General features: G+C 69.1%; 14 protein-coding genes and 3 pseudogenes. 8 read left to right on the forward strand and 9 right to left on the reverse strand.

Annotation, left to right across the window (positions count from 1 at the left end):
• Positions 1-53 precede the first annotated feature (53 nt).
• From ACLBYB_RS23995 to ACLBYB_RS24005, 3 genes are all read right to left on the reverse strand, one after another.
• Positions 54-1,556 carry an argonaute/piwi family protein gene (locus ACLBYB_RS23995; protein ID WP_447700281.1) on the reverse strand — a complete coding sequence of 501 codons (1,503 nt, stop codon included), beginning with the start codon at positions 1,554-1,556 and terminating at the stop codon, positions 54-56.
• A complete protein-coding gene (locus tag ACLBYB_RS24000; RefSeq protein WP_447700282.1) occupies positions 1,540-2,865 on the reverse strand; it encodes a DUF4365 domain-containing protein in 1,326 nt (441 codons plus the stop codon). The genes ACLBYB_RS23995 and ACLBYB_RS24000 overlap by 17 nt, the downstream gene beginning before the upstream one ends.
• 118 nt (positions 2,866-2,983) lie before the next feature.
• Positions 2,984-3,802 carry a universal stress protein gene (locus ACLBYB_RS24005; protein WP_447700283.1) on the reverse strand — a complete coding sequence of 273 codons (819 nt, stop codon included), beginning with the start codon at positions 3,800-3,802 and terminating at the stop codon, positions 2,984-2,986.
• Between the two features lie 255 nt (positions 3,803-4,057).
• Between ACLBYB_RS24005 and ACLBYB_RS24010 the strand changes: the two genes are divergently transcribed.
• The 8 genes from ACLBYB_RS24010 to ACLBYB_RS24045 all read left to right on the forward strand — a co-directional run bounded on the left by ACLBYB_RS24010 (position 4,058) and on the right by ACLBYB_RS24045 (position 10,032).
• The gene (locus ACLBYB_RS24010) at positions 4,058-4,576 is read left to right on the forward strand and encodes an ion channel (RefSeq protein ID WP_234082862.1); all 519 of its coding nucleotides are present in this window, start codon (positions 4,058-4,060) and stop codon (positions 4,574-4,576) included.
• Positions 4,577-4,658: 82 nt separating this feature from the next.
• Complete coding sequence (locus ACLBYB_RS24015) at positions 4,659-4,874, forward strand: hypothetical protein (protein ID WP_447700284.1); 216 nt, start codon at positions 4,659-4,661, stop codon at positions 4,872-4,874.
• 10 nt (positions 4,875-4,884) lie between these two features.
• A complete protein-coding gene (locus tag ACLBYB_RS24020) occupies positions 4,885-5,142 on the forward strand; it encodes a hypothetical protein (RefSeq protein WP_447700285.1) in 258 nt (85 codons plus the stop codon).
• Positions 5,139-6,470 (forward strand): NRAMP family divalent metal transporter, encoded by a 1,332-nt coding sequence (locus ACLBYB_RS24025; protein WP_447700286.1) that lies wholly within the window; start codon positions 5,139-5,141, stop codon positions 6,468-6,470. Before ACLBYB_RS24020 ends, ACLBYB_RS24025 begins: the two co-directional genes overlap by 4 nt.
• Before the next feature lie 65 nt (positions 6,471-6,535).
• Positions 6,536-6,988 carry a histidine kinase gene (locus ACLBYB_RS24030; RefSeq protein WP_447700287.1) on the forward strand — a complete coding sequence of 151 codons (453 nt, stop codon included), beginning with the start codon at positions 6,536-6,538 and terminating at the stop codon, positions 6,986-6,988.
• A gap of 48 nt (positions 6,989-7,036) precedes the next feature.
• A complete protein-coding gene (locus ACLBYB_RS24035) occupies positions 7,037-7,684 on the forward strand; it encodes a BON domain-containing protein (protein ID WP_238301982.1) in 648 nt (215 codons plus the stop codon).
• An 80-nt stretch (positions 7,685-7,764) separates the two neighbouring features.
• The gene (locus ACLBYB_RS24040) at positions 7,765-8,574 is read left to right on the forward strand and encodes a universal stress protein (protein ID WP_447700288.1); all 810 of its coding nucleotides are present in this window, start codon (positions 7,765-7,767) and stop codon (positions 8,572-8,574) included.
• A gap of 651 nt (positions 8,575-9,225) precedes the next feature.
• Positions 9,226-10,032, forward strand: coding sequence for a hypothetical protein (locus tag ACLBYB_RS24045; protein WP_447700289.1), 807 nt, complete (start codon positions 9,226-9,228; stop codon positions 10,030-10,032).
• A 15-nt stretch (positions 10,033-10,047) separates the two neighbouring features.
• On the opposite strand, the gene ACLBYB_RS24050 is transcribed toward ACLBYB_RS24045, so the two are convergent.
• The 6 genes and pseudogenes from ACLBYB_RS24050 to ACLBYB_RS24075 form a co-directional block, all read right to left on the reverse strand.
• Positions 10,048-10,335 (reverse strand): hypothetical protein, encoded by a 288-nt coding sequence (locus ACLBYB_RS24050; protein ID WP_354456505.1) that lies wholly within the window; start codon positions 10,333-10,335, stop codon positions 10,048-10,050.
• Positions 10,336-10,954: 619 nt separating this feature from the next.
• Positions 10,955-11,533 (reverse strand): annotated as a pseudogene (locus ACLBYB_RS24055) (AAA family ATPase).
• Positions 11,534-11,544: 11 nt separating this feature from the next.
• Positions 11,545-12,510, reverse strand: coding sequence for a DUF6925 family protein (locus tag ACLBYB_RS24060; RefSeq protein WP_447700290.1), 966 nt, complete (start codon positions 12,508-12,510; stop codon positions 11,545-11,547).
• On the reverse strand, positions 12,488-13,303 hold the full coding sequence (locus tag ACLBYB_RS24065) for an ABC transporter ATP-binding protein (RefSeq protein ID WP_447700291.1): 816 nt from the start codon (positions 13,301-13,303) through the stop codon (positions 12,488-12,490). Before ACLBYB_RS24065 ends, ACLBYB_RS24060 begins: the two co-directional genes overlap by 23 nt.
• Positions 13,300-13,842 (reverse strand): annotated as a pseudogene (locus ACLBYB_RS24070) (FecCD family ABC transporter permease); the annotation flags it as partial. The gene ACLBYB_RS24065 and the pseudogene ACLBYB_RS24070, both read right to left, overlap by 4 nt.
• A gap of 4 nt (positions 13,843-13,846) precedes the next feature.
• Positions 13,847-13,956 (reverse strand): annotated as a pseudogene (locus tag ACLBYB_RS24075) (IS5/IS1182 family transposase); the annotation flags it as partial.

Here is a 13,956-nt window from a genome sequence, read left to right on the forward strand (position 1 = left end):
CAAGGCCCAGGCATTTGCGCGCGGCGGGACCGATGTTCGGCCCCCGTGTCCGATCACATGTAGAACCGATACCGGGGATCGGGGACCTGGCCCTCGCCGACGTGCTTGAGGATCTCCCCGACTTGCCGGGCGGCACGCATCGTGATGGGCAGCCCCCCGTCGAACTGGGTGTTGTTCCAGTTCATCTTGGTCAGCGCCAAGGTCTCCTTCAGGAGCATGTCCCACTCTGTCCTGTCGCGCCGGTGGGCCTTCAGCATCAACGGGTTCGGGACGTAGAGCCCGGGGTATGTCGCGAAGAAGTCGACGCTGCCGCGGGTGTAGAGCAACGAGGTGTCCCTATCGAGCCGCATCGCCGTACCACGCAGGGGTGGATAGTCACCGTCGCGCATGAGCCGGACGGGCGACCGGCGCGGGAGCCAGATCAGGTCCGCCTGGTCGATCCCGAGGTCATCGATGGCAGCCTCGAAGCCGGCGGCCTCCTCCGGGTGGAAGGGAGAGCTCTTGTGCACGACGAGGCGGGCCGGGAACGTGCCCCATTCGCGCTTGTAGGTGCCGAGGGAGTTCTTCGTCAGCGCGTAAGCATCCTCCTCGGAGAGGTAGGGATGCCTGTCGTTCTTGTCCCGTAGGGCCCGGCCTCCCTTGAGGATCAGGCCCTCGCCACGCTCGTCGAACAGTTGGGCCGAACTCGTCCGCAACGAGGTTCGTCCGAGGTCCTCGAAGAAGCTGATCCCGAGGAAGGTCGCCGAGAACTCGTCGCGCTCGCGCACCATCCGCCAAGGCGTGCCCCCGGCCTTGTAGTAGAGCGCGCAGAACAGGTTCCAGGCCCTGGTGGCCTCATCCTGCACCCTCCGCGCGGAAAGCTTCGCCAGCTTCCGCTTGATCACGGCCCGCTCGTCGTACGTGGATGGCCAGACGATCTGGATCGGAATCCTGTAGGCGAGCGTCGCGGCCTTCAGGGCGCCCCGGAAATCCTCGTAGAGACGGGTGTCCTCGGCGTCGTTCCCGGCCTCGCCCTGGCCTTCCTCGCCCCTGGGGCCGACCTCGCCGTCCTCGGGGCCGCGAAGGTTCTTCACCCGCTCGATCAGCTCCACCGGCAACGCGCAGACGACGACCTGGGGCGGCCGGTCCGACTCGGAGAGGTCGCGGATCTCCTCCACGAACAGTTCGACCGCGAGGCGGATGGCGACGTCGTCCCGCTCCTCGCCGGTGACCTTTGCCAGGCTGGCGGCCCGGAGGATACGTTGGTGATGCCGGTCGATCTCGAACCAGCACCGGAACGGTCCGGTGACGCCGCTGCCAGGGAAGGACGGGAACAGGTTGGGCTGCCGGCTCGGCTTGGCCGGGATCTCGCTCTCGCAGCGGGCGAACCATTCCCGGAAGCCGTCGACGGTCTCGGACGAGCCGATCAGGCCGACGCGGACCGTCCGGGTTTCGTTCGTCGAGAAGTCGACCGGACCATGGTCCACGAGGCCGAAGCGCACGTCCGGGTGCCGACCGTCCCCTCCGAACTCCAGCAGCGGCTCGTGGACGTGCTGCAGCCTAAAGGTCGAGCTCACGCTGGCCTGCCTTTCGAGCCTTGCTCATGTCCGGGTCCTCGCGCTCCGACCAGAGGTCGTCCGGCACGCCGTAGGGATGGCGCAGCGGGTCGAGCGCCTCGAAGCTGAGGTAGGGGTATTCGGCGTGGAGCATGTCGCCCCGCTCGGTGAGCAGGGCGCGCCACATGCGCATGTGCCCGCGCACGTTGGAGTTCCGCTCGATCTCCTTGATCTTCTTCAGGTAGTCGGAGGCGAAGGCGCTCTCGGAGAAACCATCCCGCGTGAAGTGATAGGTGGGATCGACCGCGAGGTACCACTCGCCGTCCAGGTCGAGGAAGCGCGGGACGAACGCCGCGTGCCGCAGGTACGAGGCGCCGGTCTTCTCCCGGTTGAGCCCGTGCCGGGAGACGACGGTCCGCTTGCCGTCGCCGCGCGCGTCCTTGAACGTGTAGACGCGCTCGCCCCTCCGCTGGGGGTTGCCCTTGAAGAAGTAGTACCTGCGGTCCCGGTCGAACACGAGGCGCTCGCGTATCCGTTCACCGAGGCAAAGGCCGAGCAGGCGCACGAACAGACGCTTGCTCGCCTCTCCGTCGGCCTCGGCCCAGTCCAGCGTTTCGATCTGGTCGACGCTGCCTTGGTCGCAGGCGTGCTCGAACAGCGGGTCCTCCAGGTCGCGGAAGGTCACCAGCCGGTCGCCGTCCACGATCCAGTCGATGGGCGGCCGCTCCAGCTTACGCTTGAGCGCGTCCCGGACCTCACCGGGGCCGTCCTCGATGGAGGCGACGTTGAGGCGATACGGGAAGCTGGCCCGCAGCAGGTTGGTTTCGAGTTCCTCCTCGGAACGCATCGACGGCGTGACGACGCCCGGGCGTGCGAAGCCCGCGACGAGTGCGGCGAGCTTGCCCACGGCGTCGGGGGTGAGCTCGTCCTCCTGGCGGACGAAGACGACCTTCCTGGAGCGCTTACTGTCGGGGTCCTGGAAATAGGCCTGGACGGACTTCCAGCAGATGAGTTCGGTCGCCGGATTGACCACCACGAGGATGACCGGCGTGTTGGCGTTGAACCAGTAGTCGAGGTCGCGCTCGTTGGCCTTGAACGAGAAGGTCTCGCCGTTGTCCTCGGCGAGCCTGCTTACCGTCTTGAGCTGGGCGGCGACGTACTGGGCCCTCACCTCTCCCGTCTCCGGGTCGCGCAACTCGATGAAGCCGTCGACGCCCGCATCGAGGGTGCCGGTCGTCGGATGGAAGGAAAGCCCGGCATCGAGGATGCGGGTCGCGAAGCGATGGACCCCGGCTTCGCCGAGCAATTGGTTCCCGGTGAGCTTCTTCAAGAACCAGCCTACCGTGCGTCACGCGAACCGCTCCGAACAGGTGTACCGCATTTGTTCGCCGCGCACGAGCTGCCCCTTCACGGCATCCCGTCATTTCGGGCACATCCTGCCGCCCGCATCAGTGGGACATCAGGCAGCAGACGGACGCCTTCTCCAGCAGGTCTCGCGTGACCCCTCCGAAGAACCACTCCCGCAGGCGGCTGTAGCCGTAGGCGCCGGTCACGATCAGGTCGGCGCCGAACATACGCGTCGCGCCCCTCAGGTCATCGGCGACGGTCCAGCCGGAGGGCCCCGCCAGGTGCGCGCTGGCCCTCACGTCGTGCAGCGCGAGGTAGCGGACAACGTCCTCGATCTCGTGGCGGTCGTCGCCATCGCCGACCCGGAACACCTGGACCGCCTCGGCGCGACGCAGGATGGGCATGGCATCCGACACCGCCCGGCGCGTCTGAAGGGTGTTCTTCCAGCCGATGACGACGCGCTTGGCTTCCAGGTGCTCGATGCCGGCCGGGACGGCCAGGACAGGCCGCCCCAGCCCCATCAGCGCATCGCCGACGCCGACCGCCATACCGGGCGTCACGCCCTCGTCGTCGACGTGGCGCCCCACGACGATGAGGTCCGCCGCACGGGATTGCCCTTCCAGGAACGGGACCGGGGCGGCGACGTCGGAGCGCCACTCGACCCGGTCGATCAGGCAAGCGGCCTTGCGGAAGGCCTGCTCCGCGTTCGCGAGCTTGCCGATGGCGGCCTGACGGATCTCCTCGATGACCATCCCCATGGGCACGGCGGTCTCGCCGTACCCCCGCGGGTAATCGGGCATGCAGGCGGCGACGCCGACGAGGCGGGCCCCGAGGCGCTCCGCGAGCCCAGCGGCGAGGCGGACCCGCGCCGGGGCGTGAAGCCCGTCATCGACCGCGACCATGATGCTGGCAATGGACATCGGAGCCTCCCTCGACCCGGATCGGGCGGCCGTCACGGTGGGGGCATCCGAACAGGACGGCGTTGACCTGCCTCAAGCATCCGGTCCGGGCTCGGGTAGAGGAGAAGCGTCTGCGTTACCTCCGATCCTCCTGCGACCCGGATCACGGCGTTACCGGCACGATCAAGGTCGCAGGAGCGTCACGCTTGAGGCAGGTCAACGCGGCCCTCGGTGAGGTCGGGCACGACCCTCGGGCCCCTCCTCGGGACCGAAGCCATGTTCGTCGTCCTGGCCGCCAGCATCGTCCTCGTCATGGCCACCATCTTGTTGCTGTACGAGACCCTTCGCCTCACGTCGGAGCACCTTTCGGAACTGCCGGTGCCTCCGCGCTGGCGCATCGTCGCCGTGGTGCTGGCGGCCTTCGCAGGACACACGGCCGCTGTCTGGACCTACGCCGTCGCCTACTGGTTGCTTGTCCTCAGGCTCGGGCTCGGCGCCTTCTCAGGCGTGCCCATCGAGACCTTCGAGGACTGCCTTTTCGTCTCCGTGGTCGCCTACTCCTCATTGGGCTACGGCGACCACGCCCCGGTCGGCCATGCCCGCCTGCTCACCGGCGTCGAGGCGCTCAACGGACTCCTGCTGATCGGATGGTCCGCCTCGTTCACCTATCTCGCCATGGAGCGTTACTGGCCGCTGCACGGGAAGGCGCACGCCCATCGCGCCGCGTCGGCCCGCCACCCGGCGGACGGGGAGCCCGGTCGCGAACCACTTTTCCCGCCGACGGCGGGGACATGAACGCGGGCGCCCTTGCGCTGGATCAACGCCGGCCGGCCCGACCGGTCCAAGGTCCGCCTCGACCGGCAGGCGGAGGCGGGCGATGCGCACATACTTGGTCACCTTCCACAAGACCGTCCCGGACGACACCGGCCACGACCACCGCGTGCTGCAACGGCAGGCGGTGGTGACCGCCTGCTCGGACCTGGCAGCCGCCTACGCGGCCAAGGCGATGCTGTGCGAGGCCGACGGGGTCGTCGATTGGCGGCTGCGGGCGGACACCTGCGAGGTCTGCGAACTCGGCGAGCATGCGGCGTGAGGAGGCGAGGATGAGCCATGGGCTGACCGAACCCGTGCATTGGCAGGGGCGGCAATGGGCCGTCACCGGCTACGGCATCGAGGCGCTCGACGGGATGTACCACGTCCCGTTCGCAGACATTCCGGATACCGGGGCGGCGCGCCCGGATTGGCTCGACGCCCTGTTCCGGCGCTACGGCACCGACGGCGACGACCTGTCGGCGGCCCTGAGGGTCGCGCGCACGGTCCGGACCGAGGCTAATACCGTGACCTTGAAGCCGTCGATATGAGCGTCCCGTCCGTCGCGACCGGGGAGGCGGACGACCCCGAGGCTCCGAGCCCCACCGTCGGTCCCTCTAAGCCGCGCCTGCTGCGGGTGCTCGGCCCGGGCCTGATCACCGGCGCCTCCGACGACGACCCGAGCGGCATCGCCACCTACGGGCAGGCCGGCGCCCAGTTCGGCTATGGGCTGTGCTGGACCATCCTCTACACCCTGCCGCTCATGGCGGCGGTGCAGATGGTCTCGGCGAGGATCGGACGCACCACCGGCCACGGCATTGCCGGCGTGCTGCGCGAGCATTACCCGAACGGCCTGCTTCAGGGCGTGGTCATCCTGCTGCTCGCCGCCAACGTCCTGAACCTCGGGGCCGATCTCGGCGCCATGGCGGACGCCCTCGCCCTGCTCCTGCCGGGCCCACGCTGGCTGTACGTGGCCCTCTTCGCCGGCACCTGCGCCTTCATGCAGCTCGCCCTGCATTACACGCGCTATGTCGCCGTCCTGAAGTGGCTGACGCTGAGCCTGTTCGCCTATCTCGGCGTGGTGATCCTGGCCCGCGTCTCCTGGTGGGACCTCGGCGTGGCCATTGCCCTGCCGCGCATCGACTTCGGCGGGGGCGGCCTCACGACGCTGGTGGCGCTCTTCGGGACCACGATCAGCCCGTACCTGTTCTTCTGGCAGGCGGCTGAGGAGGCCGAGGACCTGCACGCGTATCCGCGCCGGCGCGATCTCCTGGACGCGCCGGAGCAAGGCGCGCACGCCCTGCACAGGATCGAGGTCGACACGGTCGTGGGCATGACCTTCTCGAACGTGGTGGCGCTCGCCATCATGGTCACCACCGCGGCCGTCCTGCACGCGAACGGCGTCACCGACATCCAGACCTCCGCCCAGGCCGCTGAGGCGCTCCGCCCCCTCGCCGGCCCGTTCTCCGCGACGGTCTTCGCGCTCGGCATCATCGGCACCGGGCTGCTGGCGGTCCCGGTGCTCGCGGGCTCGGCGGCCTACGCCGTCGGGGAGGCCCGACGCTGGCCCGTGGGCTTCGGGCGGCGCCTGCTGGAAGCACGCGCCTTCTACGGCACGGTGGCGCTCGCAACCCTGGTCGGCATGGCCGTCAGCCTCGGCGCGGTCGACCCGATCCGGGCGCTCTACTGGAGCGCGGTCGTCAACGGCGTCATCGCGGTCCCGGTCATGGCCGTGATGATGCTGGCGGCGGCGCGGGCCGACGTCATGGGCGCCTTCGCGGTGCGAGGCCGGCTCAAGATGCTCGGTTGGGTCGCCACGGCTTGCATGCTGCTCGCGGTCCTCGCCATGCTGGCGACGGCCGCGCTTCCCTTGATCTAGCGCAACGCGGTCCGGCGGACCGCCCACATCCTCGCACCATCGTAACCGGAAGTGGGAATCGGGCGATGCAAAAGGAACGGGACACAAGGCCGGTCGTGCTGGTCGCGGAGCCCCAGGCGCTGCCGGGCATGTGGCTGGAGGACGTCCTCACCGACGCTGGCTGCGCGGTCAGCGGCCCCTATGGCACGTGCGCGGAGGCTTCCGAGACCCTGGACGAGGCTCCGCCGGACTTCGCGGTGATCAGCACCGACCTGAACCGGGGGCCCGGCTTCCCGCTCGCCTGTGCCCTGCGCCGCCAGAGCATCCCCTTCGCGCTGATCGCGGGCAACGCGAGCGTGCCGCGCGCCTTCTCGGACGTGCCGACGTTCGACCGCCTGTTCGATGCGCGGGACGTTGTCGCCGCCGTGACCGCCCGCTGCCCGGCCCGGGTAGACCGACGAGCCTGCCCGATGGCCGCACGGATCGCGGCGGGCGAGGACGTTGCGCTGGATCAATGTCCCCCAGCCTGCCGGACCTAGCCTCCGTCGAGGCCAGCGACGGCCCAGCCCTTATCGAGGAGACGAGCGATGGGCGACAAGCAGATCCGCCAGAACATCATCGACGAGCTTGAGTTCGACCCTAGCATCGACGCCGCCCATGTCGGCGTCTCCGTGGAGAACGGCATCGCCACCCTGACCGGCCATGTCGGGAGCTACACGGAACGCGTCGCCGCCGAGAAGGCCGCCCAGAAGGTGCGCGGCGTGCGCGGGGTGGTCGAGGAGATCAAGGTGCGCTTCGGCGGCGAGACGCCGCCGCGCGACGAGGACTTGGCGCGCCGCGCCGTGCAGATGCTCGACTGGTCGGTGACCGTGCCGCGGAACGCCGTGCAGGTGAAGGTCCAGGATGGCTGGGTGACGCTGTCCGGCAAGCTGGGCTGGCAATACCAAAAGGAAGAGGCCTACCGGGCGATCCGGCGGCTCGCGGGTGTGGCGGGCATCGTGAACGCCATCGAGGTGGCGCCGAAGGCGAGCGTTCCCGACGTGCGCGCGAAGATCGTGGCGGCGCTCAAGCGCAGCGCCGAGCTTGAGGCGGACGCGATCAAGGTGACGGTCAAGGACGGCAAGGTCGTCCTGGAGGGCAAGGTGAACGCCTGCCACGAGCGCCGGATCGCCGAGAACGCCGCGTGGTCGGCCCCGGGCGTCCGCGCCGTCGAGGACCACCTCACGCTGGCCTGAGCGCGTCCCGGCCGGGCCGTAAGCTCCGTTCGACCGGTAGGCCCGGCCTGACCTCGTTACCAACCAGTCCGGAGACATTCATGTCCTACAAGAGCGTCATGGTGGCGGTCGACCTCGGCGAGCATGCGCGAGAGCGCGTCCGGCTGGCCGCGCACGTCGCCGACGATTTCCAGGCACGCCTGATCGGCGTCGCGGCGGAGATGCCGGCCTACGACGGGGCGCCTTCCGGCCCGATCCCGGGCGGCGGATACTGCATCGCTTCCGTCCAGGAGGACGTCCTGAACGACCTCCGGCTGGCGCACGAGACGTTCAAGGAGGCCGTCGGGGGGCGGAGCCGGATCGAGTGGCGCTCCGCCCTGGACTTCCCGTCGGCGTTCCTCGGGAGGCAGTCGGCAGCCGGCGACTTGCTGGTCACAGGGCGTGGCGACGACAGCAGCCCGCTCATGTCCGTGGACCCCGGAGACGCCTTGATGCGGCTCGGCATGCCGGTGCTGATCGTTCCGCCGGGGGTCGACCACCTCGAAGCCCAGCGGGTCGCGGTGGCGTGGAAGAACACCCGCGAGGCGCGTCGCGCCGTGCGTGACGCGTTGCCGTTCATGAAGCGAGCTTCCGGTGTCGTGCTCATCTCCGTCGACGACGGGAAGGAAACGGATGACGCGCGGGACGTCATTGGCCTGTTGCAGTCACACGACGTCCACGCCACGGCGGTCCATAGGCATACCTACGGTGCCTCGACCGCGGAGGCGTTGGTCGAGGCGGCGTCCGAGCAAGCGGCGGACCTGATCGTCGCCGGTGGCTACGGGCATGGCCGGCTTCGGGAATGGGCATTCGGAGGCGTCACCCGCGACCTGCTCGCCGGCTGCCCCGTCTGCTGCCTGATCAGCCACTGATGCTCGTAGGATGCTGAGGAGGCCTCGCACTGCAGGCAGGCTACGATGGCCGTCCGGCGGTCCGACGGCTCCAACGCGACAACCGCGCGAATGAAGGATGGGCATCAAGCCCGGGGACGGCCCCACACGAGGCCTTTTCCAATCGGCGGATTTCGGGGGCCTGCTCAAGCTCGTGCCCCCTGCTTGAGTTCGCACCCAGGCACCGGGACAGGGGCAGCATGTTTGAGAAAAGTTTGGGTGAGAGCGCCCCGATGGCTGCAATTGGCTGCCGTTTTATGAGCCCGAGCCAACGGCCACGCTCAAGAACCTATTCCCTTCGGCAGTCCAATAAACTCAACTGCGACAGATATTTAGCGCTTCTGATCGCCGCCCGTCGCTGAGACTGTATCCAGCCGTTTTTATATAGCGGGGATTCCGTCCCGGAATAGCCAACTAATTGTAATCCCTTCGCTTTTGCTTAGGGTTTGGGCCGGAGTTTGAGGATCAACGTCCGGCAACCATCCGTTGCCTGCCGTTCCCTGCATTCCGACCCGGCCGGCCGCGGGTGGCAGTTCCCACCGAGGCAGGGGCGTCGGCCGACCGTCAGGCATCCGCTGACATCTTGTTCACCGTTCCTGGTGAAGATGGCAAGGCTCAGCGCGGGCCGAAGACATGATCGACCAGAGAACCCTCGACGAGGTCGCCGACCTGCTCGTCGAGAACGGGGTGCGCGTCACATACGACCACCTGCGTGCAGCGTTCGCCGAGCGCAGCGCCTTGGCCGGCGACGGTGCGAGCCATTCAGACCGGGACATCCAGCACCCCTTCGCCGCCTGGCGGCAACGTCGACGCTACCGACCCCATCTCGCGGCGCTCGACCTCGACGAGCGCACGGAGCGGGCGCTCGGGCGCTTCCTGACGCTGGCGCGCTCGGGAGACCCGTCGGGCTTCGCCCCCTCCGAGGACGAGCCGGCCACGCGCGCGCAGGTCGACCGCATGACCGGCCGGATCGAGGACGTGCTTGCGAGCCTCGCCGCCGAGAACGCGGCCCTGCGCTCGCAGGTCGACCGGCTTATCACCGCGATGGCAGCCATGTCCGCACCCGCCCCGACCGATAAACGACCGAAGGGGCGCAAGGCGGGGATTGTGGCCTCTACCTCGCTGCATTTCTGGGACCGCCTCATGCGGGCCTTCGCCGACGAGATCCGCAAGCGCGGCCCGCTCACCGCCGCGGATCTCCATGCCACCATCACCCCGGATACGCATGACTTCGCGAGGCGGAATTTCGAGCGGATCACCCCCGGCGTCGTCACGGAGAAGCTGACGACCCGGAACACGCACAACAAATACATCCGTCCTACCGACGACGGGCGCTACGAGTTGATCAGGCGCTCCCCGAAACGGCGGGTCGCCGCCGACCTGCGACGGGACCCGCCCGGTAAGGGGTCGAGCCCTTCGCTACCGCCTACCGCACCGTAACGGTGGCCGCCGCGGCTACGCGGCCGTCGCGGCAGCCGGCTTCCTTCTGTTCCTCGGGGTGAGCGGTTGCGCCTCCTGGATGGGGCTGCCGTCGAGCGGCGGCAGGCGCACCTTGGCAATGGCGGCCTTGGCGGCCTCCATCTCGGGGCCCTCGCTGTACCGGCCCAGGATCAGCCCTGACCGCTCGGGGCCGACGATGGGCGCGATCAGGTCGCCGTCGACCGCGGCCCACTTCATCTTGGTGGTGAACCAGCGACGCCAAGAGCGGAAGTTTATGAGGCTGCGCCGCTTGCACTCGACCATGTCCGCGACGCCGAGGCTGCGACGACCTGCTGCTGATGGCCCATGCCGGGCCGAACCGGACCGCCCCGGGGGCGCCTCAATAGCATGCGGCATCACTGTTTGCTGTCGGGCCGGTCGATCCGGCGGTCGCGGCCTTCATTGACCCCGCGAACCGAACTGGCCGGAGGTTGGCGACACCCTGCCACGGGAGCCGCAGCGCCCAGGGATTGACCCCGCAGCCGCAGACTGTTCAGGTGGGGCGGTGTCACAGGGGCACGGCACAGCGCGGGCGACGCGCCCAGGGTCTTAGCGTTCAGGATCAGCGGCTTAGCGGCGAACGGGCTCCAACTCCCTCCGTCTCCGCCATCTACCCCCAACCCGAAAAATGTGTTTTATCACAAGGGGTTGGCGCGCGCCAAAATCTGATTTGTCCCCGATTTGTCCCCGCGGAACTGGCTTGTGGAAAAGCCTGGGCGTCTGCGCGAAGCGGCAGGTGAGAAGCGGGAACGGGCGAACCTGAACGACCGTCCGAGTGATTTGCCGGGCCGGAGGCCCGTTCACAGGAACCTCCAAGGCGGCGTGTCGGCTCGTAACGCCCGCTCATAGCGTTACCCTTCTTCGTTACGGCTCCGCTCTGGCATCACGACATCCCAGCGTGATCATCCCCCGCCTTCGAAGGATCGGCCGCAGCAGGCGAGATAAATTCTACCCGGTCCGGAGGGAGCAACCGCCACCAAGCGTCCGGCGAGCGGAACGCGTCGTGGGCCAATCGCAGGATGATCTCCGGCTGACGATGTGATGGGTCGATCCCACCGCGTGCCTCGTTGCGGGCGAGGAGCATCTCCCAGGATAGGTCGAACACCTTCCACTCGACCGAGAGACCGTATCGCTCGACGACCTCAAGCTCGGCCTCGAACACCTCTCGGGTCAGGTGGGTGTCAGCCATCACAACGCTGAACCCCGCCGCCAGGGCCGCATCCAGGGCAGCGACCTTCACACCGTGGAGCAGTCGGCGCGCCCCCTCGTCTCAGTCCGTCCGGCGCACCTGCCAGTAGACCTGACGGTCCGGCGGCCAGAATGTCTGCCGGAGGTCGTCCAGGGTGAGGTGCACCCAGCCCTGCAGCGGGTCGTACCGGCGCGCGTAGGTCGTCTTGCCCGCACCGGGGCATCCGATCAGCCCCACCACCCTCTGCCGGCGCGGGGGTGCCTCAACGTCCATGGAGCGCTGGGTCAGGCATGGTTGGCGGCGTCCTCGTCCTCGTCGAGCTCGGGGTCAGCCTCGACGGTCTCACCGCGCAGGTAGCGCGCCTGGACCTCCGCGACACGGCGGGCAGCCTGCGCGTGGCGGTTCGACACGAGGCTGTCCGGGCCGAGGTCCCCGCCGCGCTTGGCCGCGAGCAAGTCAGGATCACCCCACCGGTCGAGGAGGGTCTGGAAGGCGTCGTGCCGGGCCACGTCGAAGGCGATCCGCTGGCCCATCATGTCCTTGTAGGGGTGAGCCGGATGAATGCCGGCACAGGGAACCCAGCCTGCCGGAATCGGGGTGGTCGCCGCATGAGTGCGACCGCCGCGCAGGAGCTTGGGCAGGACGTGGGTGTGAGGGCCCTCCGGGCTGGTGCCGCCGGGGCCCGGGATCGGGGCATAGACCTCGATGCGGCCGACCCGAGCGAGGAACACGCGGTGGGGGCTCAGCGCCACGAGTTGGCGACCGATGGGGCTCGCAGGGTCGAACAGCGGCAGTCCGACGCCGAACCGCAGGCAGGCGATAGCCTCCGGGTCGCTCGTGCGCACGCAGGCATCGACCGCCAAGAGACCCAGGCCCAGATCGAACAGGATGGCGTCGCGGTCCCGTTCGCGGGCGGCGTCCCGGTCCGGGCCAAGTTCCGTCACCACGCCGCGCCGGTTCATCGCGCAGCTCGCTTCAGGCAGGCAAAGGGCGACGGCGTGGTTCCAGCCGGTCGCGACGGCCGTCTCGTAGGCCACCGGACGCAGGTCGGGACTGGGAGCGAGCGCGATGGCGCCCCGCTCCGTCGCGAGGCCCATGCGCCCGTCCGGCAGCGGCAACGTGGCCTCATCGGGGTCGCGCATGAACTCGGCGATGGCCCCGAAGCTGCCGAGGCTCCAGGCGGTGCCGGGGTCGGCCAGTGCGTCCCGCAGCAGGGTCGTGACCGCGTCAGCCCGTGGTGGTGACGTCATCGCGTTCCTCCGTCTGAGCCCCGGACCGCGCCCAGGGCAGGATGTATCGGGTCCCGTCCGAAGCCCAGCCCCGCTCGGCCGTGACGCCGAACGCCTCGGCCAGCAGGACTTCGGTCAGGGCTTCCTCCGGGATACCGTCGGCAACGAGGCGGCCACCGGCCAGCACGACGATGCGGTCGCAGAACCGGGCCGCGAGCGTAAGGTCGTGCAGCACGGCGACCACGCCGGTGCCGTCCCGGGAGACGCTCCGCAGAAGCGCCATCGCATCGAGTTGGTGCGCTGGGTCGAGGGCCGTGACCGGTTCGTCGACAAGAAGCCACGGCGCCTCGACCGCGAGCGCCCGGGCGAGCAATGCGCGCATGCGCTCTCCCGAGGAAAGGGTCGGCTCCGCTCGGGCGGCGAGGTGGGCAATGTCTGTACGCGCCATAGCCCGCGCCACCGCAATCTCGTCAGCCTCCGCCAGGGATGCGAACGCACGACGGTGCGGCAGCCGGCCGAGCGCCACGATCTCGCGAACCGTCATCGGCCAGCCGACGCCGCCCCCCTGGAACAGGGCGGCGATACGGCGGGCCCGCTCCTCGCGGGCCAAGCCGGACAACGGACGTTCGTCGAGGGTGACCCGCCCCCGGTTTGGGGTGATCAGCCCCGCCAGGACGCGGAGGAGCGTGGTCTTGCCGGCCCCGTTCGGGCCGACCAGCCCGACGAAGCGGCCGGGCTCCAGGGTAAGACCTATGTCTGAGAGGATGGTCCGTCCATCCAGCGTCACCTGGGCGTCCTGCAGGACAAGGCTCATGCCCGCCTCCCGCGGCTGCGCAGGAGCAGCACGATCAGGAACGGCGCACCGACCAGCGCCGTCACCACGCCAAGCTTGAGTTCCGGCCGGGTGGCGAGCAGGCGCACGCCGATATCCGCCGCGAGAACCAGGACCGCTCCCGCGAGGCCGCTCGGCAGCATACAGGCGCCGGGACGGACACCGACGAGCGGTCGCATCAGATGCGGTACGACAAGGCCGACGAAGCCGATGGCGCCTGAAACCGCGACACCGCTCCCGACGGCCAGGGCCGCACCCGTGACGAGACGCAGGCGCACGGAGACCAGGCCGACCCCGAGGCTCGCGGCGGTGTCCTCGCCGAGCGTCAGGGCGTCGAGGGCGGAGCCGGTCGACAGCATGAGGGCCCAGCCGACAGCCATCAGCGGCAGGCATAGGAGGACGTGGTCGAGGCTGCGGTCGCTGAGCGAGCCCATCAACCAGAACACGATCTCCAGGGCCGCGTAGGGGTTCGGCGACAGGTTCAGCGCCAGCGCGGTCAAAGCCCCGGCTAGGGTTTGGACTCGATCAGCACCAGAAGGTGATGACGGCGGCCAGAGCGAGGGCCGAAGCGTAGTTGCGGGCAAGCTTGTCGTAGCGGGTTGCGATCCGGCGAAAGTCCTTGAGGCGGTTGAAGG

Source organism: Methylobacterium sp. D54C, from assembly GCF_053345595.1.